The organism is Sphingomonas sp. GW821-FHT10C01, from assembly GCF_059415525.1.
The window spans coordinates 15,363-37,017 of record NZ_JBWKNK010000006.1; the positions used below are offsets into that span (position 1 = coordinate 15,363).

Sequence of the window (21,655 nt, forward strand, 5' to 3'; positions counted from 1 at the left end):
CGCCGGCTGCCTTCAAGCCCTAATGTCCGACGCCTGCCTCCCCCTGGACCCCGGCACAGGGCCGGGGTGACGGGCGAGGAATAGTCGACAGACTCTCGTCCCCTACGCGCGTACCCACTCCACCTTGGGATCGTTGAAGTCGATCACGTCGGCCAGTTCCCACACGTTGCGATAGCCATAGCCGACCAGGTTGATGAACGTCTGGATGTTGAGCGCCAGCGGGCGCGCCTTCATCGGCACGGGACGCGTGCGGTTCGAGAAATTGTTGTTGCAGTAGATCAGGATGCGCCGGTGGACGTTCGGTCCGACCGTCTCTTCCAGCGACTCCGCGTTGAAATCGGGGAAGGGCAGGTTGACCGCGCCCTTGATATGCCCCTCGCGGAACGCGCTTTCCGACCGCGCGTCGAGCAGCAAGGTTCCGGCTGAGGCCGCCTGCTTCTTGAACTGCGCGAAGGGCAACAGCCGTTCCGCGCGCAGCGCGCCGACATCGCCGGTCAGTTGCTGGAAGCCGGGATAATCGATCTGCGGATTGACGGCTTCGGCCGCGCGCGTCCCCTGATCGTAGGTTTGGCCAAGTGCGGGCGTTGCGGCGCCGATACCGACGAAGGACAGGAAGAGGCGGCGGTCCATCGATCAATCCTCTGAATGGCGAAAGCGTAACGACCCTGCGCCCGCGCCGCTGTCTGTCGCATGAACCGTTGACGGCGCGCGGGTCGCGGCGCACCAGTCTCAACGGCAACAAAGGGGAATGCTATGGCTGGCGGACTGTTTCGGACCAAGACGGTGAAGGGGGCCGCCGACCATGCGCCCGAACATCGCCTCGCCGCTACGCTGAGCTGGCCGCACCTCGTCGCGCTGGGGGTCGGCGCGATCGTCGGCACCGGCATTCTCACCCTGATCGGGGTCGGCGCGGGCAAGGCCGGACCCGCCGTGATCCTGTCCTTCGTCATCGCCGGCGCGATCTGCGCCTGCGCCGCGCTCGCCTATGCCGAAATGGCGACGATGATGCCCGCTTCGGGCAGTGCCTATACTTATAGCTATGCCGTGCTGGGGGAGATCATCGCCTGGGTGGTGGGCTGGTCGCTGATCCTCGAATATTCGCTGGTGGTCAGCACCGTCGCGGTCGGCTGGTCGGGCTATGCCGCGCCGTTGCTCCACGCCTGGACGGGTATGCCGCTGGAGCTGATGGCGGGGCCGCACGCTCATGGCATCGTCAATCTGCCCGCGATCTTCATCATCGCCGTGGTCGCCGGGCTGCTTTGCCTCGGCACCAAGGAAAGCGCGACGCTCAACGCCGCGCTAGTGGTGGTCAAGATCATCGCGCTGGCGGTGTTCGTCGCGGTGGCCTTGCCCTATTTCAACGGTGCCAATCTCGAGCCGTTCGCGCCCTTCGGTTTCGCCAAGACCATTTCGGCCGACGGGGTCGAGCGCGGGGTGATGGCGGCGGCGGCGATCATCTTCTTCGCCTTTTATGGCTTCGACGCGATTTCGACGGCGGCGGAGGAGACCAAGAATCCGGGCCGCGATCTCGCCATCGGCATCGTCGGATCGATGATCGCCTGTGTCGCCATCTACATGCTCGTCGCGGTCGCCGCGGTCGGGGCGACGCCATTTACGCATTTCGCCAACAGTCCCGAACCGCTCGCGCTGATCCTCCGTGACCTCGGAAGGCCCGGTTTTGCGACGTTCCTGGCCGTTTCCGCGATCATCGCGCTTCCCACTGTGCTACTCGGTTTCCTCTTCGGCCAAAGCCGCATCTTCTTCACCATGGCGCGCGACGGTATGCTGCCCGTTGGTCTTGCCAAGGTGTCGCGTCGCGGATCGCCCGTGCGCATCACCCTGTTCACCGCGGCGATCGTCGCTGTGATCGCGGGGCTGCTGCCGATCGAGGAAATCGCTGCGCTCGCCAATGCCGGAACGCTCGCGGCGTTCTCTGCGGTTGCGATCTGTATGATGGTGCTGCGGGTGCGTGCACCCGACATGCCGCGTATGTTCCGCACACCGCTTTGGTGGCTGGTCGGCGGCGGTGCAGTTCTCGGCTGCGTCTATCTGTTCTTCAGCCTGCCCATGAAAACCCAGCTGTGGTTCCTAGCCTGGAACCTGCTCGGGGTTGTCATCTACTTCGCCTATGCCCGACCGCGGGTGAGCGCGAAGGGGGTGCAGTGAGCGGCTGGCATATCGGGATTATCGGAGGGTCCGGGCTTTACGAGGTCGAGGGGGTTCAGGGCGGCGAATGGGTGGCTGTCGCTTCCCCCTGGGGTGATCCGTCGGATGCGATCTTCACTGGGCTAATGGGCCATGCTCGCGTGTCGTTCCTGCCGCGGCACGGGCGGGGGCACCGGATTTCGCCTTCAGAACTGAACAGCCGCGCCAATATCGATTGCCTCAAGCGGCTGGGCGTCACCGACGTTCTTGCCGTTTCCTCGGTCGGTGGGCTGACCGAAGAACGCGCACCCGGCACGTTCAGCGTCATCGACCAGGTCATCGACCGCACCAAGGGGCGCCCGTCGAGCTTCTATGGCAACGGCATGGTCGCCCATGTCTCAATGGCCGATCCGGTCTGCCCGCGCCTGTCGCACCTCGCGGCGGAGGCGGCACGCGCCGCCGATGCGCAGACGCACGAAGGCGGCACCTATCTGGCGATGGAGGGGCCGCAATTCTCGACTCGCGCCGAAAGCCACCTCTATCGCAGCTGGGGCTGCCACGTCATCGGCATGACCGCGATGCCCGAAGCGAAGCTCGCGCGTGAGGCTGAGCTTCCCTACGCACTGGTCGGCATGGTCACCGACTATGATTGTTGGCGCGAGGAAGAAGCGGCGGTGGACGTGGCGCAGGTGATCGCCCAGCTTTCGACCAACGCGGTCAAGGCGCGCGCGATGGTCGCGAACCTGCTGCATGCCCTTCCTGAATCGCGCGAGCCATCGCCGATCGATACCTGCCTCGACACCGCGTTGATCACCGCGCCGTCCGCGCGCGACCCCGCGCTGCTGGCGAAGCTCGACGCGGTTGCGGGCCGGGCGCTTGCCGGAAGATAGCGTGTTTGAGCACGGATAACCGGGCGCGGGCACAACCCCCACCTGAATGCGAGCAATGACCTAGAGGCCCAGCTTGCCGACCGCCCGTGACCGCATGTGGAGCAAGGATTTGCGCGGGTTCATCGAACACCTGCGCGATACCCCCTCTCAGCACGGCAATGCGAGTAGACAATGTGAGCAATGGCTCGCAAATTTGTACAATGCAATCCACGGCTCCCAATCGCTATCTGCGCGATGCCGCCGCACCGGCCGGCTTCACGCCCGCATTCCCGCTTCTTGGTATCTACGATCCGATCGTCCGGCTGCTGAGCCGGGACCGGACCTGGCGCTCGGCGCTGCTTGCCCGGCTGGCGCCGCGCGCAGGGGAGTTGATCGTCGATGCGGGCTGCGGGACCGGCACCTTCCTGGCGGAGGTCGGGTGCCATGCCCCTGGTGTGGAACTGATCGGACTGGATCCCGACACGCGTGTGTTGGATCGTGCGGGCGGCAAGCTGGCCGAAGCAGGCGTTTCCGCTGATCTGCGGCGGGGTTATCTGCGGGACATCGCAGGAATGCTCGAAGGCCGGGTGGCCGCGAAGATCAGCTGCAGCCTCGTGTTTCACCAGGTTCCGCTGGCGGAAAAGCGTGCCGGGCTTGCGGCGATGTACGATGCGCTCGCGCCCGGCGGGATACTATTGATCGCGGACTACGGCCTGCAGCGGACCGCGACGATGCGGACGCTGTTCCGCCTGGTGCAGATCATCGACGGGTTTGCGGATACCCAGCCCAACGCGGACGGCGTGCTGCCGGACCTGATGCGGGAGGCCGGATTCGCCGATGTCGCGGAAACCGACCTGTTCGCGACCGCGACGGGATCGATTTCGATCTATCGCGCGATCCGCCCGGCAAGGGCTGCGCCCGCCTAGCGTCTGGAGGCGATTCGCGCGAGAATTGTCCGACGCCGATCATCGGTCGCCATGGACCATTCGGCGATCTCATCCAATGTGCGACCACAGCCCTCGCAAAGCCCGTCCTTCATGCGGCAGATGTTGACGCATGGGCTCTGGACCGCGGGCAGGGGGGTGAAGTCGAGGAAATCATCCTCGTCTTCGCCTATGTTCACGCGGGAATAGTGAAGTTGAGGAAGTCGGGAACGGGGCCGTTCCAGCCCTCATCCGGCCCCTCGTCGCGCTCGTCGCGGCGACGATCACGATCACGGCGCGGGCGATCGTCCCGGCGCGGTTCGCGTGCTTCGGGGCGGCGCTCGTCCTTGTGGGCCTCGCGCGCTTCGGGTGCACGCTCGTCCTTGCGAGGCTTGTCCTCGGACGTCTTGTCCGACTTGGGCCGATCCGCCTTGGGCTTGTCGGCCTTTCTGCCGCGGGCTTTCTTCTCTTCCTTCGGTTCCTCGGCGGGCAATTCGCCGATTCGCTCAATCTTCTGGCCCTGAAGCTTCTCGATATTCTCGATCGCTTCGGCGTCTGCGCTGGAGACGAGCGTGTAGGCGGTGCCGGTGGCGCCCGCACGACCGGTGCGGCCGATGCGGTGGACATAATCGTCCGGGTGCCAGGGCGCGTCGAAGTTGAAGACGTGACTCACACCCTTGATGTCGAGGCCGCGTGCGGCGACGTCCGAGGCTACCAGGATGTTGACGTCCCCGGCCTTGAACCGGTCGAGTTCGGCGATACGCGACGACTGGTCCATGTCGCCATGGATCTCTGCCGAACGATAGCCATGTTTGCGGAGGCTCTTGTTGAGCTCGCGCACCGTCGTCTTGCGATTGCAGAAGATGATCGCGGTGCGGACATCCTCGCGTTCGAGCAGCTTGCGTAGCGCCTCACGCTTGCCGAACGCGCTGTTGGGTACCGGCACCAGCCGCTGGGTGATGTTTGTGTTGGTGCTCGCGGGGCGGGCAACCTCGATCGTCTTTGGGTTCGTCAGGAACTTGTCGGCCAGCTTCTTGATCGGCGGCGGCATCGTCGCAGAGAAGAGCAGGGTCTGGCGATTGGCCGGCAGCTTGGTGCAGATATTCTCGATATCGGGGATAAACCCCATGTCGAGCATCCGGTCGGCCTCATCGATCACGAGCAGGTTGCAGCCGGTGAGAAGGATCTTCCCGCGCTCGAACAGGTCCATCAGGCGGCCGGGCGTGGCGATGAGGACATCGACGCCCTTTTCCAGCGCCTTGACCTGATCGCCCATCTGCACGCCGCCGATGAGCAACGCCATGCTGAGCTTGTGGTGCGTGCCGTATTTCTCGAAATTCTCGGCGACCTGCGCGGCAAGCTCGCGCGTCGGCTCTAGGATCAGGCTGCGCGGCATGCGCGCGCGGCTGCGGCCCTGAGCGAGAATGTCGATCATCGGAAGGACGAACGAAGCCGTCTTGCCCGTGCCCGTCTGGGCGATGCCGATCAGGTCGCGCATCATCAGCACCGAGGGGATCGCCTGGCGCTGGATCGGGGTGGGGTCGGTATAGCCGGCCTCTGTGACGGCCTTAAGCAATTCGTCAGAGAGGCCGAGATCGGCGAAGCTCATCCAGATGTCCGGAAAGAAGGGGCGAAGGCCCGCATTAAACAGCGGGGCGCATCGGTGAAATGCGCCGCAAAGTCAAGGTAAAGAGGAATTAGCGTTGCGGAACCAAGGTCCGGAACGCCTTGATCCGGCATTCGCCGCCCGACCGTGACCGGAATACATCGCGCTTCGCGCAGACCATCCCGTCCCGGGTCGGCTTGACGTAAAAGCCGGTGTAGAAGTCGAGTGCGGGGCATTCATCACCCAGCTTGGCGCGCATGCGCTTGCCACCTGATAGAAACAGATCGACGCTGTCGGGGCGGGTGATGGTGGCGCCGGCCAGATTCTCGATCTTGACGCATTTGTCCGCATCTTTCTCGACCCAGGCGATTGGCGGAAGCGGTGCGGCGGGCGCGGAGACCCGGCGGACGGTGTCGGGGCGCGGTACGCGAATCACGATGTGTTGCTGAATCCGTACTTGCGCGATCCGCGAAGGGCCGGCCACGCTACGCGCCACCTTGCGCTCCTCTCCCGGAGGAGCTGAGGGCAGCAACAGCGCAGACGTGACGGCAAGCAGCAAGTTCACCATTTCACCATGCCCCATAGCGAACGCGCTTGAACAGTGGATGAATTGCGGGCGAAGGTCGCCAATGGTAGCGGCAGCGCATGACAGTGGCGCATCAGAACCTGATCGATGCGGTGACGGCGCGATTCGGACCAAAGGCCGCACTGACCGACGTGGACGCCATCGCGCCGTGGCTCAATGATTGGCGTGGACGCTATCGAGGCGCGGCGTCAGCGATCCTTCAACCCGATTCGACCGAAGCTGTGGCCGCGATGGTCGGGCTCGCCGTCGAGCATGGCGTTGCGCTGGTGCCGCAAGGGGGTAACACCTCGATGGTCGGCGGCGCCACGCCGCCTGCGGACGGGTCGGCGCTGATCCTGTCGCTGCGGCGGATGAACCGTGTACGCCGGATCGATGCCGCGGCGAACCTGACCGAGGTGGAGGCGGGGGTAATTCTCGCCGATCTTCACGCCGCGGCGCTGGCGCAGGGACGGCGCTTCCCGCTGACGCTGGGCGCCAAGGGCAGCGCGACGGTGGGCGGCCTCGTATCGACGAATGCCGGCGGGACACAGGTTTTGCGCTTCGGGACGATGCGCGGGCTAGTGCTGGGGCTTGAGGCTGTGCTCCCGGACGGGAGTGTTCATGACGGACTGGTTGCGCTCAAGAAGGACAATCGCGGCTACGACCTCAACCAGTTGCTGGTGGGGGCCGAAGGCACGCTGGGCGTAGTGACGGCGGCAAGCCTGAGGCTGGTGCCGGCGGTGCGCGCGCGCGCCGTTGCCTGGGTGGGCACTTCTTCGCCGCATACCGCGCTCGAACTGCTGCGTATGCTTGAGGCCGCGACCGATACGATCGAAAGCTTCGAAATCGTGCCCGACCGTTCGTTACGTGCGGTATTGCGGCATATTCCCGATACGCGTGCGCCATTGGCGGGCGATCATCCGTGGCACGTGCTGATCGAGTCCGTGGTAACCGGCGAAGATCAGGAGCCTCCCGCCTTGCTGCTTGAGCGTCTGCTTGGGTCTGCGCTTGCGCAAGGGACTGCCGCGGACGCCGTGATCGCGGCGAACGAAACGCAGGCCGAGGCCTTCTGGAAGCTGCGCGAATCGATCTCGGAAGCGGAGCGTGCCGGCGGCCCGGCCCTGCAGCATGATATTTCGGTGCCCGTGTCCGGAATGCCCGACTTCATGATCGATGGCGCGCGCGCGGTGGAAGCCCGGTTTCCCGGGGTGAGTGCGGGTGCGTTCGGCCATCTGGGGGACGGCAATGTCCATTTCCACGTCCGCGCCCCTGCCGGAAGCCCGGCCGATTGGGCAAAGGTCAATGCGGAACTGGTCAGCCCGTTCGTGCACGACCTGGTGGTTGCGGCGGGAGGGTCGATCTCGGCCGAACATGGCATTGGTCAGATGAAGCGCGACGAACTGGCACGGCTGTCTTCACCCGCGCGGATGCATGCGCTCGTCGCGATCAAGCGCGCATTCGATCCGCAAAACCTGTTCAATCCGGGGAAGCTCGTTTCCCTTGCGCCGGAGCGCACAGACCAATAGACCGCAGCGGTTTCATTCCCAGGAGAGTTTCATGGCGAGCGCGCCGCAAGCACAGGGTCTTCCGCTTTTCTATAACGATCTGCAGCCGCTTTCGAGCGATGTGCACGGCAACTGGCGTATTCGTCAGGCCGATGCCGCGCCGTTCATGGCGAATCAGCATGCGATCCCGCTGACCGTCGAGGAATTCCCGATGGTTCAGCGCAACATGCCGATCGTCTTCTCGGTTGGCGACGATTCGGTGCCGCTCGGGCTGATGGGTCTGAACGAGGGCGTGAACGTGTTCTTCGACGCCGACGGCCGGGTTCGTGAAGGCGAGCGGAATCTCTATATTCCCGCCTATGTCCGTCGCCACCCCTATCTGCTCGCGCGCCTGCGTCCGGAATCGGAGGAGCTCTCGCTCTGCTTCGATCCGACGTCCGACACGATTGGCGCGTTCGACGAGGGGGAGGCGCTGTTCGAGGACGGCAAGCCGACCGAGCTGGTCCAGAACATCCTCAAGTTCAATGAGGAATTCGAAATCGCCGGCCAGCGGACCAATGCGTTCATGAAAGAGCTGAACGACCTTGGCCTCCTTATGGACGGTGAAGTGTCGATCCAGCCGGACGGTGCTGAGCAGCCCTATATCTATCGCGGTTTCCGCATGATCGACGAGAACAAGCTGAACGAGATGCGCGGCGATCAGCTGCGCAAGATCGTGCAGAACGGCATGCTGCCGCTGATCTACGCGCACCTCTTCTCGTTGAGCCTGATGCGCGAGATTTTCGGGCGCCAGCTCCAGCAGGGCAGTGTTGCTCCGCAGATTGTGCCGGCGGCTTGATTTGCTCTCGCCCCCGTCGCGATCAGCGGCGGGGGCGGGTCACTTTGGTGACCTCGTACTTGCTCTCGGGGCGCTTGTTCCCGATATTGCACTGCGCCAGCCTTCGCGCGATTTTTCGCCGCAGATGAAGGATTTCGCGCTGATCCTCCCTCAGTCGTAACATTTGTGATTGTGGCCTTGAAGCCACGGTCAAGCTTTCCTATATCCTGTTGAGTACGGTTTCGTGTCCCCCCTTTCGCGGAACCGTGCGGCACGCCCTCGGGCGTGTCTCCTCCCTGAACCTTGGCCGCCCGGTGGCAACACCGGGCGGTTTTTTTATGTGGTGAAGCTGCCGCAGACGCGTAGCGGTGCCTGCCGCCCTGGCTGGACCCTATTGTGCCGCAGCTGCGAGCGGGAGTGCCTCGTCCGCAATCGCGTCGATGATTCCACGGAGCAGCGCAGCGGCGGTGTCGAATCCCGGGCCGGGCTGGTCGCGGCGACGGTCGAGATAGAGGGTGCGGTCGATTTCGATCTGGATGGCGTGGATGTTCGACGCCGGATCGGCATGGCGGTCCAGGACGTGACCGCCAGCATAGGGCGTGTTGAGCGTGGTCCGGACGCCAGCGGCGTGCGCTACGCTCTCGATCCGCCCGATGAAGCGTGCGGCGGCGGAACGGCCGAACCGGTCGCCGATCACCACACGGGCGCCGCCCGTCGCCAGTGGCGGCATCGAATGAATGTCCAGCAGCACTGCCACGCCGAACCGGTCGCGCGTGACGGCGAGCGCGGCGGCGAGCGCGGCGTGATAGGGGCGGTGGTCATGCTCGATTCGCTGACGAACCTCCTCGTCGGCGAAGCGGCGGCGCCATAGATCGGCTCCGCCTGCGCGGCGAGGAATCAGGCCAAGCCCGCTGCGCAGCTTCAACGACATCGCCCCGTCGGACAGCGGCTGAGCCCCTTCGTCGATTCGAGGATCGCGTTCATGCTCGGCCCGGTTGAGGTCGATCCAGGCGCGTGCTCGATTTGCAACGAACAGTGTCTCGGCTCCGCGCGCGGCAAGCGCCAGCATGTCGGCGTGACGATCCTCGAGTGGGAGCAGACTGACGAGCGGAACGTGCAGCGCCGCGCGTAGGGGCAGCGGATAGTCGCGTCCGGCATGGGGAACCGATAGGACCACTGGTGAGACCGGCGTTTCCGGGCCGTGACGGTCGAAGGACGGGGCTACGCTCACTGGCGACACCCTATGCGGACGCGGCGCGTGCGGCAACGCCTTGCACGGCTGGAAAATCTTAAGCCCTTCCGGCATATTCTGCGCTCCGACTGCCGGTCGGGATTCGTGGGCCGGCGCAGCGCGGAAAGCGCCTTAAGGGGTAGGGATGATCAGGATTCTTCTGGCCGAGGACGACAAGGTGATGCGCGAGTATCTTGCGCGCGCCCTTGAGCGTTCCGGCTATTCGGTTACCGCCGTCGACCGCGGCACCGCCGCGCTTCCACTGATCGAGGCGGAGCGCTTCGACCTTCTGCTGAGCGATATCGTGATGCCCGAGATGGACGGGATCGAATTGGCGCAGAAAGCGGGCGAGATCGCGCCGGACATGCGTGTCATGTTCATCACCGGCTTCGCGGCGGTGACGCTGAAGGCGGGCAAGCAGATCCCGACAGCGCGCGTGTTGTCCAAGCCGTTCCACCTGCGGGACCTAGTGCTTGAGGTCGATCGCCTGTTCGAAATGGAGCAGGTCCCCAGCCGGAATTGATATTCTGATGGGCGGATGGCGAAAACCGCGCCAAGCCGCTTGCATGGGTTGGCGACCCTCGCTAAAGGGCCGCTTCCCGAGTTTCGCCGCAAGGCAATCGGGCGCGTAGCTCAGTGGTAGAGCACTGTGTTGACATCGCAGGGGTCGCAAGTTCAATCCTTGCCGCGCCCACCATTACAAAGCCCCGGAAAGCCTTCGCTTTCCGGGGCTTTTCGTATGCCCGAGAGAGGAGGCTCTCTACTCGCCCGGGCGAGCCCAATCGCGGTTGATCGCAAGCGCGGCGAGCGTGCAGGCGGCACCGGAAAGCAGGTACGCGCCCACCGACCACAGTCCGAAATTGCTCGCCAGAAACAGCGCCACCAGCGGCGCGAAGCCGGCTCCGATCAGCCAGGCGAGGTTGGCGGTGGTCGCCGCGCCGGTATAGCGCCGCTCGCTCGAGAAGCTGCCGTTGACCGCACCCGACGACTGGCCGAACGCCAGGCCCAGCAGGATGAAGCCGGCGATCATATAGACCGTCTCGCCAAACCCGCCCGCGCCCAGCAGCTGCGGAGCGAAGCCGCTATAGGCGCCGATCAACACCGCCGAGACGCCCAGCACCGCGCGGCGCCCGACCCGATCGGCGATGATACCGGATGCGATCATCGCCAGCACGCACACGCCCGCGCCGACGATCTCGATCACCAGGAACCGCTCCGCGGCCTCGCCGGTGTTGAGCAGGATCCACGACAAGGGGAAGACCGTGACGAGGTGGAACAGCGCAAAGCTGGCTAGCGGTGCGAATGAGCCGAGCGCGATCGTGCGCCCTTCCTCGCGCACCGTTTCCCAGAACGGCGCGGGCTGAAGCTCGCGAGTCTCGAACAGCCGCTCGAACTCGGGCGTCGCGACCAGGCGGAGGCGGGCGAAGAGGGCGACGACGTTGATGGCGAAGGCGACGAAGAAAGGATAGCGCCAACCCCAGGAGAGGAAATCGGCCTGCGACAGCGTCGACAGGAAGAAAGCGAACAGCCCCGCCGCCACGATCAGGCCAAGCGGGGCGCCGAGCTGGGGGATCATCGCATACCAGCCACGGCGATTCGGCGGCGCGTTGAGCGACAGCAGCGAGGGCAGGCCGTCCCATGCGCCACCCAGCGCCACGCCTTGCCCGATTCGCAGCAGCGCGAGAATCCACACCACGGTCATGCCAGCCTGATTGTAGCTGGGCAGGAACGCCATCGACATGGTTGACCCGCCGAGCAGGAACAGCGCGATCGTGAGCTTCACCCCGCGGCCATGGTTGCGATCGATCCACATGAACAGCGCCGACCCCAGCGGACGCGCGATGAAGGCGAGTGAGAACAGCGCGAAGGAATAGAGCGTGCCCGTTAGCGGGTCGACGAAGGGGAAGATCAGCGAGGGGAAGACCAGCACCGAGGCGATGGCATAGACGAAGAAGTCGAAGAACTCGCTGGTGCGCCCGACGATCACGCCGATCGCGATCTCGCCCGGCGCGATCTTGTGCTCGCGGGCGGTAGTAAGGCGGGCGTCGCGCTCGAGCGCGGTCGAGTTGGAGGCGGCGATCGGTGCAGTCATGCGGTTTCGCTCCGGCAGCTTCTTCGATGTTATTGCGTTTCGGCGTCCGCTGCACCAGAAAAGCAACACGACGGGGATAGGACAAAATGTCCAATGTCGGCGCGCAGCTGCGCCGGGATAGGCGGAGGTCCATGCGCGAAGACACGAAACTGTCCACTGCACGCCGGATCCTGACTTTATTGCCGCTGACGGCAATATTGGCTGCGTGCGATCGATCGGTCCTCGACCCGGCGGGCGACATCGCGTTGCAGCAACGCGACATCATCTACATCTCGACCGCGTTGATGCTGCTGATCATCGTTCCTGTGATCGCGTTGATCATCGTCTTCGCGTGGCGCTATCGCCACACGAACAAGGACGCGACCTACGACCCCGATTTCGACCACTCGACCTCGCTCGAGCTGGTGATCTGGTCCGCGCCCCTGCTCATCATCATTTGCCTTGGCGCACTGACCTGGTGGAGCACGCATTTGCTCGATCCGTTCAGGCCATTGGATCGCGTCGCGGCCGGGAGGCCGGTCGACCCCAAGGTGAAGCCGCTGGTGGTCCAGGTCGTCTCGCTCGACTGGAAATGGCTGTTCATCTACCCCGAGCAGGGCGTCGCCAGCGTCAACGAGCTGGTGATGCCTGTCGACCGCCCGGTGCGGTTCGAGCTCACCTCGACCAACATGATGAACACCTTCTACGCGCCGACGCTGGCCGGGATGATCTATGTCATGCCCGGCATGAAGAGCCAGCTGCACGCGGTGATCAACCGCGAAGGCAGTTTCCGCGGCATGTCGGCCAATTACAGCGGCGAGGGTTTCTCGCACATGCGCTTCAAGCTCTATGGCGTGAAGGACGGCGGGTTCGACGCGTGGGTCGGCCGGGTCAAGGGCAGCGGCCAGGCGCTCGACACGACCCGCTACCTCGCGCTGGAAAAGCCGAGCGAGCGCGTTCCCGCCATGTACTTCGCTAGCGTCGACGCCACGCTGTTCGACCGCATCTACAACCGCTGCGTCCGCCCCGGCACGCCGTGCATGACCGATCTGATGCGTCGTGACATGAAGGCCGGCGGCCCGATGCATTCGGGCCATGGCAACCCGCCGCCAGACGGCGACAAGCCCAAGGGCGCATTGTTCAAGACCGATGAGGAGAAGGGCGTCGCCCCCGGCCGCGCCACGCCGCCCTCGCCGGTGCCGTCGGGTACACCAGCCGCCGAGCAGCATCAGGGGCATCAAAAGACCTCCTCCCTTCAACTTCCCGCCGTGCCGCGCGCGCACCGCGCCAGCGCAGCCTGAGGAGCCAGCATGTTCGATGAATCCGTCACCAGGACGATCTTCGGCCGGCTCGGCTGGGAATCCTTCCCCTTCCACGAACCGATCCTGGTCATCACCTTCGCTGTCGTAGCCCTGGTCGGCCTTGGCATCGTCGGCGCGGTGACCAAGTACAAGCTCTGGGGCTATCTGTGGACCGAATGGTTCACCACCGTGGACCACAAGAAGATCGGGATCATGTACATGATCCTGGGCATCGTCATGCTGTTGCGCGGGTTCGCCGACGCGCTGATGATGCGCGCGCAGCAGGCGGTCGCATTCGGTGCGAACGAGGGTTACCTGCCTCCGCACCATTATGACCAGATCTTCACCGCGCACGGGACGATCATGATCTTCTTCGTGGCGATCCCGCTGGTCGTGGGCATCGTCAACTATGTCATGCCGCTCCAGATCGGCGCGCGCGACGTGGCCTTCCCGTTCCTCAATAACCTCAGTTTCTGGCTCACCGTCGCGGGCGCGGGGCTGGTGATGGTGTCGCTGTTCGTCGGCGAATTCTCGCGCGCGGGCTGGCTCGGCTATGTTCCGGTCGCGAATATCGAGAACAGTCCGGGCACAGGGCCGGACTATTATCTATGGGCGCTACAGATAGCCGGGGTCGGCACGACCCTGTCGGGCATCAACATGGTCGTGACGATCATCAAGATGCGCGCACCGGGCATGACGATGATGAAGATGCCCGTGTTCTGCTGGACGGCGCTGTGCAGCAACGTGCTGGTGGTCGCGATCTTCCCCGTGCTGACCGCCGCCTTCGCGATGCTGATGCTCGACCGCTATGTCGGCACCAACTTCTTCACCAACGATCTTGGCGGCAACGCCATGATGTACTGGAACCTGGTGTGGATCTGGGGTCACCCGGAGGTCTATGTGCTGATCCTTCCGGTGTTCGGGATCTACTCCGAAATCACCTCGACCTTCACCGGCAAGCGGCTCTTCGGCTATTCGTCGATGGTCTACGCCACGGTCGTCATCACGATCCTGTCCTACCTCGTCTGGCTGCACCACTTCTTCACCATGGGGTCTGGTGCGAGCGTCAACAGCTTCTTTGGCATCGCCACGATGGTGATCTCGATCCCGACGGGTGCGAAGATTTTCAACTGGCTGTTCACCATGTATCGCGGCCGCATCCGGTTCGAGCTGCCGATGATGTGGGTCGTCGCCTTCATGATCACCTTCGTGGTCGGCGGCATGACTGGCGTGTTGCTCGCGGTGCCCCCGGCCGATTTCGTGCTGCACAACTCGCTATTCCTAGTCGCGCACTTCCATAACGTGATCATCGGTGGCGTGGTGTTCGGCCTGTTTGCGGGCATGGATTACTGGTTCCCCAAGGCCTTCGGCTTCCGGCTCGACCGCTTCTGGGGCAAGGTGACCTTCTGGGGTTGGGTGATCGGTTACTGGGTCGCCTGGACGCCGATCTACATCGTCGGCCTAATGGGCACCACGCGCCGCGTGAACCATTTCGAGGATCCGGCTCTGCAGCCCTGGTTCATCATCGCGGCGATCGGCGCGGTGATCATCCTGATTGGCATCGTCGCCTTCGTCATCCAGATCGCCGTCAGCATCAAGAACCGCGACAAGCTGCGCGACACCACGGGCGATCCGTGGGACGGCCGCACGCTGGAATGGGCGACGTCCTCGCCGCCGCCCAACTACAATTTCGCCTTCCAGCCGCAGGTCCATGACCTTGACGCCTGGTACGACATGAAGAAGCGCGGCGCGCAGCGACCGGAGGCGGGCTTCAAGCCGATCCACATGCCGCGCAACACCGGCGCGGGGGTAATCCTCTCGGGTCTCGCCGCGGTGCTGGGCTTCGCCATGATCTGGTACATCTGGTGGCTGGCCGCGATCTGCGCGGTGGCGCTGCTGGTCTATTCGATCGTCCACACCTTCAACTACAACCGCGACTATTACATCCCGGCGGATGAGGTGGCGGAGCAAGAGGACGCGCGCACTCGTCTGCTCGCGGAGGGAGCGTGACCATGGCCGCGGAAGCACCCACCGAAACGCTCGAGCCGACCTTCTACCTGGTCAATGACGAGCATCATCATGAGCCGGGCGGGAGCACCATGCTCGGCTTCTGGATCTACCTGATGAGCGATGCGCTGATCTTCGCGACCCTGTTCGCGACGTTCGGCGTGCTCAGCACCGGCTTTGCCGGCGGTCCGACCCCCCACGAGATCTTCTCGCTGCCGCTTGTCGCGCTCAACACCGCGATCCTGCTGGTCTCGTCGATCACCTATGGCTTCGCGATGATCGCGATGCAGGAAGGACGGCTCGGTGGCACGAAGTTCTGGCTGATCGTCACCGGTCTGCTCGGTGCGTCGTTCGTCGCGGTCGAGCTCTACGAGTTCGCCGAACTGATCCATGAGGGCGCGACGCCGCAGCGCAGCGCTTTTCTCTCGGCCTTCTTCACTTTGGTCGCGACCCACGGTTTGCACGTCACTTTCGGAATCATCTGGCTGGTGGTGATGCTGTTCCAGCTCAACCAGCGTGGCCTGCATCCGGAGAACCAGCGCCGGCTCCAGTGCCTCAGCATGTTCTGGCACTTCCTCGACGTCGTCTGGATCGGCGTCTTCACCTTCGTCTATCTGCTCGGGGTCCTGCGATGAGCGATGCTACCCATGCCCATGATGCCGCGCACGGCGCGCCGCACGCGTCGCGCCGTACTTATGTGATCGGCTTCCTGCTGTCGGTGGTGCTGACCGCGGTGCCGTTCTGGCTGGTGATGACCGGGCCGCTCGACGCCACCACCACCGGAGTGCTGATCGTCGGTGCGGCGATCGTGCAGATCCTGGTGCACACCGTCTGCTTCCTGCACGTCAACACCCAGTCGGAGGGCGGCTGGACGCTGATGGCGTATATCTTCACCGCGGTGCTGGTACTGATTGTGATCGCCGGATCGCTGTGGATCATGTTCCACCTCAACACCAACATGATGCCGATGGTGGACGCGCCGTCGTCCTGAGGTCCCCATGAAACGCGCGCTGCTCATCGCGCTGGCGCTGTTCGCCACGATTGGTTTCGTCGCGCTCGGCGTGTGGCAGGTCGAGCGGCGCACCTGGAAGCTCGACCTGATCGCGCGCGTCGACACTGGGACGCGCGCTGCCCCTATGGCGGTGCCGGGTCAACCGGGGCTCGACGTTGGGGCCAACGAATATCGCCGGGTCATCGCGACCGGTAGCTTCCTGCATGACCGCGAGACCCTGGTGCAGGCATTGACCGAGCGCGGCGCCGGCTTCTGGGTGCTCACCCCGCTGCGAACGCCGCGGGGTGTCGTGCTGATCAATCGCGGCTTCGTGCCAGCGGAGCGCCGCGATCCGGCAAGTCGAGCGCTGGCACAGGTCGCGGGTCCGGTGACCGTCACCGGGCTGCTCCGCATGAGCGAGCCCAAGGGCGGCTTTCTGCGTTCGAACGATCCGGCGGGCGACCGCTGGTATTCGCGTGACGTGCCCGCCATCGCGGCGGCACGCGGGGTCGGACAGGTGGCGCCCTTCTTCGTCGATGCTGATGCGACTCCCAATCCGGGCGGATGGCCGGTAGGCGGACTCACCGTGCTGCGCTTCAACAACAACCATCTCGTCTATGCGCTCACCTGGTTCGGCCTCGCCGGCATCAGCTTTGCGGCGCTATTCCTGCTGCTCCGGCGCAAGCCCGCATGATGGACGCGCCGCTCCTCGCGCTCACGCGTCCCGGGCCGGGTCTCATCGCCGAGACCATAGCGGCGGCGAACATGCGCCAGCTGATCCAGCTGCGGTGGATCGCGGTCGTGGGGCAAACGCTCGCCATCCTGCTCGTCCATTTCGGTTTCGGCATCGCGCTGCCGGTGGTCGAGATGCTGGGCGTCGCCGCATTGCTCGCCATCGCCAATCTGCTCGCGACGATGGCGCTGCCCCGCCACCGCGTCCATGACGGCGAGGTGATGCTGGCGCTGCTGATCGACATGGGTGCGCTGACGCTTCAGCTCTATTTCAGCGGCGGTGCGACCAACCCCTTCATCTCGCTCTATCTGCTTCAGGTCGTGCTCGGCGCGATCCTGTTGCCGCCGGTGGCGGTCGCCGTCCTCGTGACCGCGACTGCGCTCAGCTATGCGCTGCTCACCGTCAGCTATGTGCCGCTGCTGCTGCCCGCGCGCCTGCTGGTCGAGCATGCCGATCTGTTCGCGATCGGCCATTGGGTCGGCTTCGTGATGGTCGCCAGCCTGCTGGTGCTGTTCATCGTGCGGATCAGCCGTAACCTACGTGCGCGTGACGCGCATGTCGCCGATCTGCGCCAGCATGCCGCGGAGGAGGAGGGCATCGTACGCATGGGCCTGTTCGCCTCGGGCGCCGCGCATGAGCTGGGTACGCCGCTCGGCACCCTGTCGGTGATCCTCGCTGACTGGCGGCGCATGCCCGCCGTCGCGGCCGACCCGGAACTGGCGAGCGAGGTCGAGGAGATGCAGGCCGAGGTCCAGCGCTGCAAGGGGATCGTCTCCGACATCCTTCATTCGGCGGGCCAGCCGCGCGGCGAGGCAATGCGGAGCATGGCCGCCGCCGACTTCCTGACCGACCTGGCCGTGGCTTGGCAGCCGACCCATCCGCAAGTGCCGATCGCCACCAGCATCGAGGATGCGGGGGAGGTGGTCATTGCGGTCGATCCGGCGCTGCGCCAGGCGGTGGCGAACCTGCTCGACAACGCCGCCGAAGCCTCGCCGCTGGGCCTGCGTCTGACCGGGAAGGTGGAGGAGGGGATGCTGGCGATCGTCGTGCGCGACTATGGGCCGGGTTTCGATCCTGCAGCGCTGGCGCATGTGGGGGAACTGTACCGTTCGACCAAGGGCGCGGGCCATGGCCTGGGCCTGTTCCTCGCCAGCAACGTCGCACGGCGGATGGGGGGGCGGATCGAGGCGCGCAATCCGGCCGGCGGCGGCGCGGAAGTCCGGCTAGTCCTGCCGTTGATTCATGGAGAGGGGCGCTGATGGAGACCCCGAGCCTCGTCATCGTCGAGGATGACGCGACCTTCGCGCGCACCCTCCAGCGCTCGTTCGAGCGGCGCGGCTACCGGGTCCGGGTCGCCGCCAGCCCCGCCGAGCTCGACGCGCTGCTCGCGGCGGAGGTCCCGAGCCATGCCGTGGTGGACCTGAAGCTCGGGATCGAATCCGGCCTGCCCTGCGTCGCGAAGCTGCACGCGCAGGATGCGGCGATGCTGATCGTCGTCCTGACCGGCTATGCCAGCATCGCCACGGCGGTCGAGGCGATCAAGCTGGGCGCGTGCCACTATCTGGTGAAGCCGTCGAACACCGATGATATCGAGGCCGCGTTCGGCAAGGCGCCGGGCGATCCCGACGTCCCGGTTACGCCGCGCGCGGCCTCGCTCAAGACACATGAGTGGGAGATGATCAACGAGACGCTGGCCGCGACCGGTTTCAACATCTCCGAAACGGCACGGCGGCTGGGGATGCATCGCCGCACACTGGCGCGGAAGCTCGAGAAACGGCCGGTCAAATAGCCGCCAGTTGCGACGGGCTGCGGATCGATCGTGGCACGCGGCTCGTTCTGTCATCGAGCGGCGAGCATCAGGAGAGACGTGATGAACCAGCGCGACCAGAACCGGAATCCGGGCGGCCAGCAGCAACAGCAGCGCGATCAGAAGGTCGACAAGCAGCAACAACAGCAGCCTCAACGTCAGCAGGATGGCGGCGAGAAGAAGCGCGAGCCGAACCAGGATGATATCGAACGCTAAGGTTCGACGACCGGACGTCTTGAAGGGGCCTTGAACGACCCCTTCTTCATTTTGGTGCGCGGCTCGGGCATTCTGGCCGCATGAACCCGATCTATGCCGCGCTCGGCACCACCATCTTCGAAACCATGTCGGCGCGGGCACGCGCGAATGGCGCGATCAATCTCGGGCAGGGCTTTCCCGATGGCGAGGGTTGCGTGCCCGTCGTCCGTGCGGCCGCCGGAGCCCTCACGGCCCGGTCGAACCAATATCCGCCTATGACCGGGCTGCCTGAGCTGCGCCAGGCGATTGCCGCGCATTATGCCCGACATCAGCAGCTCGACCTCTCGCCTGAAGAGGTGATCGTCACATCGGGGGCGACCGAAGCCATCTCTGCGTCCTTTGCCGCGCTGATCGTACCGGGGGATGAGGTGATCCTGATCCAGCCTCTGTACGACGCCTATCTCCCGCTGGTGCGGCGGGCGGGCGGGGTGGCGAAGCTGGCGCGGCTCGAGCCGGGCAGCTGGCGGCTGACCCGAGCAGCACTTGAGGCCGCCGCGACGCCACGCACCCGCCTGATCGTCGTCAACAATCCCGTGAATCCCGCCGGCGCCACGCTTTCGCATGAGGAACTTGCCGATCTCGCCGCCTTCTGTGTCGAGCGTAACCTGATCGCGGTGTGCGATGAGGTATGGGAACATGTTGTCTATGACGGCGCGCGCCACACTCCGCTGATGGCGATGCCGGGCATGCGTGAGCGGACTGTGAAGATCGGCTCGGCGGGCAAGATCTTCGCGCTCACCGGCTGGAAGGTCGGCTGGATGTGCGCCGCACCGCCGATCGCCGCTGTGTTGTCTAAAGCGCATCAGTTCATAACCTTCTCGACCGCGCCCAATCTGCAATGGGCGGTGGCGCAGGGGCTTGAGACGCAGGATGCCTGGATTGCGGAATCGGTCGCTGGCTTCCAGCGCTCGCGCGATCGGCTGGCGAACGGGCTGACCGCTGCGGGCTATCGGGTGCTGCCGTCGGCCGCGACCTGGTTCCTTTCGATCGACCTTCCAACATCGGGTATCGCGCTCGACGACACGGCCTTTTGCGAGCGGCTGGTCGAGGAGGCGGGCGTCGCCGCGATTCCGGTCTCGGCCTTCTACGCGGAGGCGCCGGTGACGCATCTTGTCCGGCTGTGCTTTGCCAAGGCCGATGACGTGCTCGACACGGCGATCGGTCGGATGGATGCGGCGCGGCGCGATTTCGCGCGTTAGCCATTTCGTGAAGCGACTATGGTTCATCACCAACCCCAATTCGGGCTCGGCAACGCGAGAGGCATGCGAGGCGCTGGAGGCGGTGTTCGAGGAACGCGGGCTGACGCTCGCCGGGCGCACGGCGTTTCCCGATGCGCCGATCCCATCGATCGATGATCTTGGCGACGTCGATACCGTCGTGCTGTTCGCGGGTGACGGCACGATCAACGCGGCGCTCTGCGCGCTTGCGAGCTGGGATGGCGTGTTCCTGATCCTGCCGGGCGGGACCATGAACCTGCTGGCCAAGTCCCTGCACGGCGACGCCGATCCCGCCGCCATCGTTCATGCCGCGTACGAACGGGGGCGGCTCGTGGCGCTCCCCTATGTCGAGGCGGGGCCGCACCGCGCATTTGTGGGCCTGATTCTCGGCCCCGCCGCACATTGGGGCCGTGCACGGGAGGCCGCGCGCAAGGGGCGGGTGTGGCGGGTGCTGTGGGCGATCCGCAGCGCGTGGCGGCGCACGTTCGGCAAGGGAATCCGGGTTGCCGGCGTACCGGGGATGCGCGGACGGTATCAGGCGGTGTTCGTCGCGCCGGCTGCGGACGCGCTGGAGGTTGCGGCGATCGATGCGCGCGATTGGACCTCAATCGTGGAGCTGGGCTGGAGCTGGCTGACCGGCGACTGGATCGCCGCGCGTTCTGTCACCGACCGCCGTGCGCAACGGTTGCGGTCGGTGAGCAAGCGCCCGATCCTGGCGTTGTTCGATGGTGAGCCGGTAACGCTCGACATCGATATCGAGGTGAGCCGCGGGATGACCCGCCCGGCCTTTGTTGCAACGCACGGCGCTTCGGCGTGATCCGCCTGTTCCATGCCAGCGACCTGCATTTCGGTGCCGAGGATCGTGGGGCGCTGGACTGGTTCGCGGCATGCGTGCGTATTGAACAGCCGGACGCGGTGGTGGTGACCGGTGATCTCACGATGCGTGCGCGCAGGCGCGAGTTCGCGGCGGCGGCGCAATGGCTGGAGAGGCTGGGGCGCCCGGTGACGGTCGAAGTCGGCAATCACGATCTGCCCTATTTCAACCTGTGGGCTCGGTTCGTGACGCCCTATCGCCGCTATCGTGCGTTGGAAGCGATGATCGAGCGTCCACTCGACCTGCCTGGTCTTACCATCGTGCCGCTCAAGACCACCGCGCGCTTCCAGTGGCGGCTCAATTGGTCGAAGGGTCATGTGAGCGCGCGCGCATTGCGGGAAGCGCTGGCGCTGGTCGAGGCGGTGCCGGCCGGACATCGCATCCTCATCACCTGCCATCATCCCCTGGTCGAACCGGGAACGCGCAGCAGCTCGCGCACGCATGGCGGTACCGCAGCGCTCACTGTGTTGGCAGCCGCTGGCGCAACGGCTGTTCTGACCGGGCATGTCCACGATCCGTTCGACATCCGGCACGAGACCCTTGATGGGACCATGCGGCTGATCGGCGCGGGAACATTGTCCGAGCGGCTTCGCGACAGTCCGCCTTCGTTCAACGAAATCCGCATCGGCGCCGGGATCGAAACGATCGCGCGCCGGATGGGCGCTGCGCCCGACACGCGCCTGACGCCCGGCTGACCGAAAGCAAAAAGGCCGCCCCCGAAGGGACGGCCTCTTCGTT

Annotated in this window: 23 protein-coding genes and 1 tRNA gene; 18 read left to right on the forward strand and 6 right to left on the reverse strand. The window is 65.1% G+C overall.

The window, feature by feature from the left end; translation table 11 throughout:
* Window positions 1-102 precede the first annotated feature (102 nt).
* On the reverse strand, window positions 103-630 hold the full coding sequence (locus tag AC07M1_RS18040) for a rhodanese-like domain-containing protein (RefSeq protein ID WP_495164022.1): 528 nt from the start codon (window positions 628-630) through the stop codon (window positions 103-105).
* A gap of 123 nt (window positions 631-753) precedes the next feature.
* Here AC07M1_RS18040 and AC07M1_RS18045 point away from each other — a divergent pair, with 123 nt between their 5' ends.
* The 3 genes from AC07M1_RS18045 (at window position 754) to AC07M1_RS18055 (ending at window position 3,940) form a co-directional block, all read left to right on the forward strand.
* Window positions 754-2,166 (forward strand): amino acid permease, encoded by a 1,413-nt coding sequence (locus AC07M1_RS18045; RefSeq protein WP_495164023.1) that lies wholly within the window; start codon window positions 754-756, stop codon window positions 2,164-2,166.
* Entirely contained in the window at window positions 2,163-3,035 is an 873-nt protein-coding gene (gene mtnP, locus AC07M1_RS18050; protein WP_495164024.1) for an S-methyl-5'-thioadenosine phosphorylase, read from the forward strand. The genes AC07M1_RS18045 and mtnP overlap by 4 nt, the downstream gene beginning before the upstream one ends.
* Window positions 3,036-3,235: 200 nt before the next feature.
* Complete coding sequence (locus AC07M1_RS18055; protein WP_495164025.1) at window positions 3,236-3,940, forward strand: class I SAM-dependent methyltransferase; 705 nt, start codon at window positions 3,236-3,238, stop codon at window positions 3,938-3,940.
* Here AC07M1_RS18055 and AC07M1_RS18060 read toward each other — a convergent pair.
* The 3 genes from AC07M1_RS18060 to AC07M1_RS18070 form a co-directional block, all read right to left on the reverse strand.
* Window positions 3,937-4,137, reverse strand: a complete 201-nt coding sequence (locus tag AC07M1_RS18060) for a DUF1289 domain-containing protein (protein ID WP_495164026.1) — start codon at window positions 4,135-4,137, stop codon at window positions 3,937-3,939. The two genes, AC07M1_RS18055 and AC07M1_RS18060, sit on opposite strands and share 4 nt — an antisense overlap.
* Window positions 4,134-5,546, reverse strand: coding sequence for a DEAD/DEAH box helicase (locus AC07M1_RS18065; protein ID WP_495164027.1), 1,413 nt, complete (start codon window positions 5,544-5,546; stop codon window positions 4,134-4,136). Before AC07M1_RS18065 ends, AC07M1_RS18060 begins: the two co-directional genes overlap by 4 nt.
* A gap of 88 nt (window positions 5,547-5,634) precedes the next feature.
* Window positions 5,635-6,102 carry a hypothetical protein gene (locus tag AC07M1_RS18070; RefSeq protein WP_495164028.1) on the reverse strand — a complete coding sequence of 156 codons (468 nt, stop codon included), beginning with the start codon at window positions 6,100-6,102 and terminating at the stop codon, window positions 5,635-5,637.
* Between the two features lie 86 nt (window positions 6,103-6,188).
* On the opposite strand from AC07M1_RS18070, the gene AC07M1_RS18075 reads away from it, so the two are divergent.
* Together AC07M1_RS18075 and AC07M1_RS18080 are read left to right on the forward strand one after the other, a co-directional pair.
* Window positions 6,189-7,634 carry an FAD-binding oxidoreductase gene (locus AC07M1_RS18075; RefSeq protein WP_495164029.1) on the forward strand — a complete coding sequence of 482 codons (1,446 nt, stop codon included), beginning with the start codon at window positions 6,189-6,191 and terminating at the stop codon, window positions 7,632-7,634.
* Window positions 7,635-7,665: 31 nt separating this feature from the next.
* Window positions 7,666-8,451, forward strand: a complete 786-nt coding sequence (locus AC07M1_RS18080) for a SapC family protein (RefSeq protein WP_495164030.1) — start codon at window positions 7,666-7,668, stop codon at window positions 8,449-8,451.
* A gap of 370 nt (window positions 8,452-8,821) precedes the next feature.
* Here the strand turns inward: AC07M1_RS18080 and AC07M1_RS18085 are convergent, their stop codons facing one another.
* Window positions 8,822-9,670, reverse strand: a complete 849-nt coding sequence (locus AC07M1_RS18085) for an N-formylglutamate amidohydrolase (RefSeq protein WP_495164088.1) — start codon at window positions 9,668-9,670, stop codon at window positions 8,822-8,824.
* A gap of 136 nt (window positions 9,671-9,806) precedes the next feature.
* Here AC07M1_RS18085 and cpdR point away from each other — a divergent pair, with 136 nt between their 5' ends.
* The gene (cpdR, locus tag AC07M1_RS18090; protein WP_495164031.1) at window positions 9,807-10,184 is read left to right on the forward strand and encodes a cell cycle two-component system response regulator CpdR; all 378 of its coding nucleotides are present in this window, start codon (window positions 9,807-9,809) and stop codon (window positions 10,182-10,184) included.
* 99 nt (window positions 10,185-10,283) lie between these two features.
* A tRNA-Val gene (locus AC07M1_RS18095) sits at window positions 10,284-10,358 on the forward strand.
* A 63-nt stretch (window positions 10,359-10,421) separates the two neighbouring features.
* Here AC07M1_RS18095 and AC07M1_RS18100 read toward each other — a convergent pair.
* Window positions 10,422-11,753 (reverse strand): MFS transporter, encoded by a 1,332-nt coding sequence (locus AC07M1_RS18100; protein ID WP_495164032.1) that lies wholly within the window; start codon window positions 11,751-11,753, stop codon window positions 10,422-10,424.
* Window positions 11,754-11,884: 131 nt separating this feature from the next.
* Here AC07M1_RS18100 and cyoA point away from each other — a divergent pair, with 131 nt between their 5' ends.
* From cyoA to AC07M1_RS18155, 11 genes are all read left to right on the forward strand, one after another.
* Window positions 11,885-13,033 carry a ubiquinol oxidase subunit II gene (gene cyoA, locus AC07M1_RS18105; RefSeq protein WP_495164033.1) on the forward strand — a complete coding sequence of 383 codons (1,149 nt, stop codon included), beginning with the start codon at window positions 11,885-11,887 and terminating at the stop codon, window positions 13,031-13,033.
* Window positions 13,034-13,042: 9 nt separating this feature from the next.
* On the forward strand, window positions 13,043-15,043 hold the full coding sequence (cyoB, locus tag AC07M1_RS18110) for a cytochrome o ubiquinol oxidase subunit I (protein ID WP_495164034.1): 2,001 nt from the start codon (window positions 13,043-13,045) through the stop codon (window positions 15,041-15,043).
* 2 nt (window positions 15,044-15,045) lie between these two features.
* A complete protein-coding gene (gene cyoC / locus AC07M1_RS18115) occupies window positions 15,046-15,675 on the forward strand; it encodes a cytochrome o ubiquinol oxidase subunit III (protein WP_495164035.1) in 630 nt (209 codons plus the stop codon).
* Complete coding sequence (gene cyoD, locus AC07M1_RS18120; protein ID WP_495164036.1) at window positions 15,672-16,031, forward strand: cytochrome o ubiquinol oxidase subunit IV; 360 nt, start codon at window positions 15,672-15,674, stop codon at window positions 16,029-16,031. The genes cyoC and cyoD overlap by 4 nt, the downstream gene beginning before the upstream one ends.
* 7 nt (window positions 16,032-16,038) lie before the next feature.
* Window positions 16,039-16,725 carry an SURF1 family protein gene (locus tag AC07M1_RS18125; RefSeq protein ID WP_495164037.1) on the forward strand — a complete coding sequence of 229 codons (687 nt, stop codon included), beginning with the start codon at window positions 16,039-16,041 and terminating at the stop codon, window positions 16,723-16,725.
* On the forward strand, window positions 16,725-18,023 hold the full coding sequence (locus AC07M1_RS18130) for an ATP-binding protein (RefSeq protein ID WP_495164038.1): 1,299 nt from the start codon (window positions 16,725-16,727) through the stop codon (window positions 18,021-18,023). The genes AC07M1_RS18125 and AC07M1_RS18130 overlap by 1 nt, the downstream gene beginning before the upstream one ends.
* Window positions 18,023-18,553: a response regulator transcription factor gene (locus AC07M1_RS18135; RefSeq protein WP_495164039.1), complete on the forward strand. Its 531-nt coding sequence runs from the start codon at window positions 18,023-18,025 to the stop codon at window positions 18,551-18,553. Before AC07M1_RS18130 ends, AC07M1_RS18135 begins: the two co-directional genes overlap by 1 nt.
* Window positions 18,554-18,634: 81 nt before the next feature.
* Window positions 18,635-18,787, forward strand: coding sequence for a hypothetical protein (locus AC07M1_RS18140; RefSeq protein ID WP_495164040.1), 153 nt, complete (start codon window positions 18,635-18,637; stop codon window positions 18,785-18,787).
* An 80-nt stretch (window positions 18,788-18,867) separates the two neighbouring features.
* The gene (locus tag AC07M1_RS18145; protein WP_495164041.1) at window positions 18,868-20,025 is read left to right on the forward strand and encodes an aminotransferase; all 1,158 of its coding nucleotides are present in this window, start codon (window positions 18,868-18,870) and stop codon (window positions 20,023-20,025) included.
* A 7-nt stretch (window positions 20,026-20,032) separates the two neighbouring features.
* On the forward strand, window positions 20,033-20,860 hold the full coding sequence (locus AC07M1_RS18150; protein WP_495164042.1) for a diacylglycerol/lipid kinase family protein: 828 nt from the start codon (window positions 20,033-20,035) through the stop codon (window positions 20,858-20,860).
* Window positions 20,857-21,612: a metallophosphoesterase family protein gene (locus AC07M1_RS18155; protein ID WP_495164043.1), complete on the forward strand. Its 756-nt coding sequence runs from the start codon at window positions 20,857-20,859 to the stop codon at window positions 21,610-21,612. Before AC07M1_RS18150 ends, AC07M1_RS18155 begins: the two co-directional genes overlap by 4 nt.
* Window positions 21,613-21,655: the final 43 nt, after the last annotated feature.

Bases quoted from the DNA above. Each gene is read 5' to 3' on its own strand.
- AC07M1_RS18125 (WP_495164037.1), top strand. From the start codon at position 16,039: ATGAAACGCGCGCTGCTCATCGCGCTGGCGCTGTTCGCCACGATTGGT.
- AC07M1_RS18055 (WP_495164025.1), top strand. From the start codon at position 3,236: ATGCAATCCACGGCTCCCAATCGCTATCTGCGCGATGCCGCCGCACCG.
- AC07M1_RS18040 (WP_495164022.1), bottom strand. From the start codon at position 630: ATGGACCGCCGCCTCTTCCTGTCCTTCGTCGGTATCGGCGCCGCAACG.
- AC07M1_RS18065 (WP_495164027.1), bottom strand. From the start codon at position 5,546: ATGAGCTTCGCCGATCTCGGCCTCTCTGACGAATTGCTTAAGGCCGTC.
- cyoA (WP_495164033.1), top strand. From the start codon at position 11,885: ATGCGCGAAGACACGAAACTGTCCACTGCACGCCGGATCCTGACTTTA.
- AC07M1_RS18140 (WP_495164040.1), top strand. From the start codon at position 18,635: ATGAACCAGCGCGACCAGAACCGGAATCCGGGCGGCCAGCAGCAACAG.
- cyoB (WP_495164034.1), top strand. From the start codon at position 13,043: ATGTTCGATGAATCCGTCACCAGGACGATCTTCGGCCGGCTCGGCTGG.
- AC07M1_RS18100 (WP_495164032.1), bottom strand. From the start codon at position 11,753: ATGACTGCACCGATCGCCGCCTCCAACTCGACCGCGCTCGAGCGCGAC.
- AC07M1_RS18080 (WP_495164030.1), top strand. From the start codon at position 7,666: ATGGCGAGCGCGCCGCAAGCACAGGGTCTTCCGCTTTTCTATAACGAT.
- AC07M1_RS18135 (WP_495164039.1), top strand. From the start codon at position 18,023: ATGGAGACCCCGAGCCTCGTCATCGTCGAGGATGACGCGACCTTCGCG.
- AC07M1_RS18145 (WP_495164041.1), top strand. From the start codon at position 18,868: ATGAACCCGATCTATGCCGCGCTCGGCACCACCATCTTCGAAACCATG.
- cyoC (WP_495164035.1), top strand. From the start codon at position 15,046: ATGGCCGCGGAAGCACCCACCGAAACGCTCGAGCCGACCTTCTACCTG.
- cpdR (WP_495164031.1), top strand. From the start codon at position 9,807: ATGATCAGGATTCTTCTGGCCGAGGACGACAAGGTGATGCGCGAGTAT.
- AC07M1_RS18130 (WP_495164038.1), top strand. From the start codon at position 16,725: ATGGACGCGCCGCTCCTCGCGCTCACGCGTCCCGGGCCGGGTCTCATC.
- cyoD (WP_495164036.1), top strand. From the start codon at position 15,672: ATGAGCGATGCTACCCATGCCCATGATGCCGCGCACGGCGCGCCGCAC.
- AC07M1_RS18075 (WP_495164029.1), top strand. From the start codon at position 6,189: ATGACAGTGGCGCATCAGAACCTGATCGATGCGGTGACGGCGCGATTC.
- AC07M1_RS18045 (WP_495164023.1), top strand. From the start codon at position 754: ATGGCTGGCGGACTGTTTCGGACCAAGACGGTGAAGGGGGCCGCCGAC.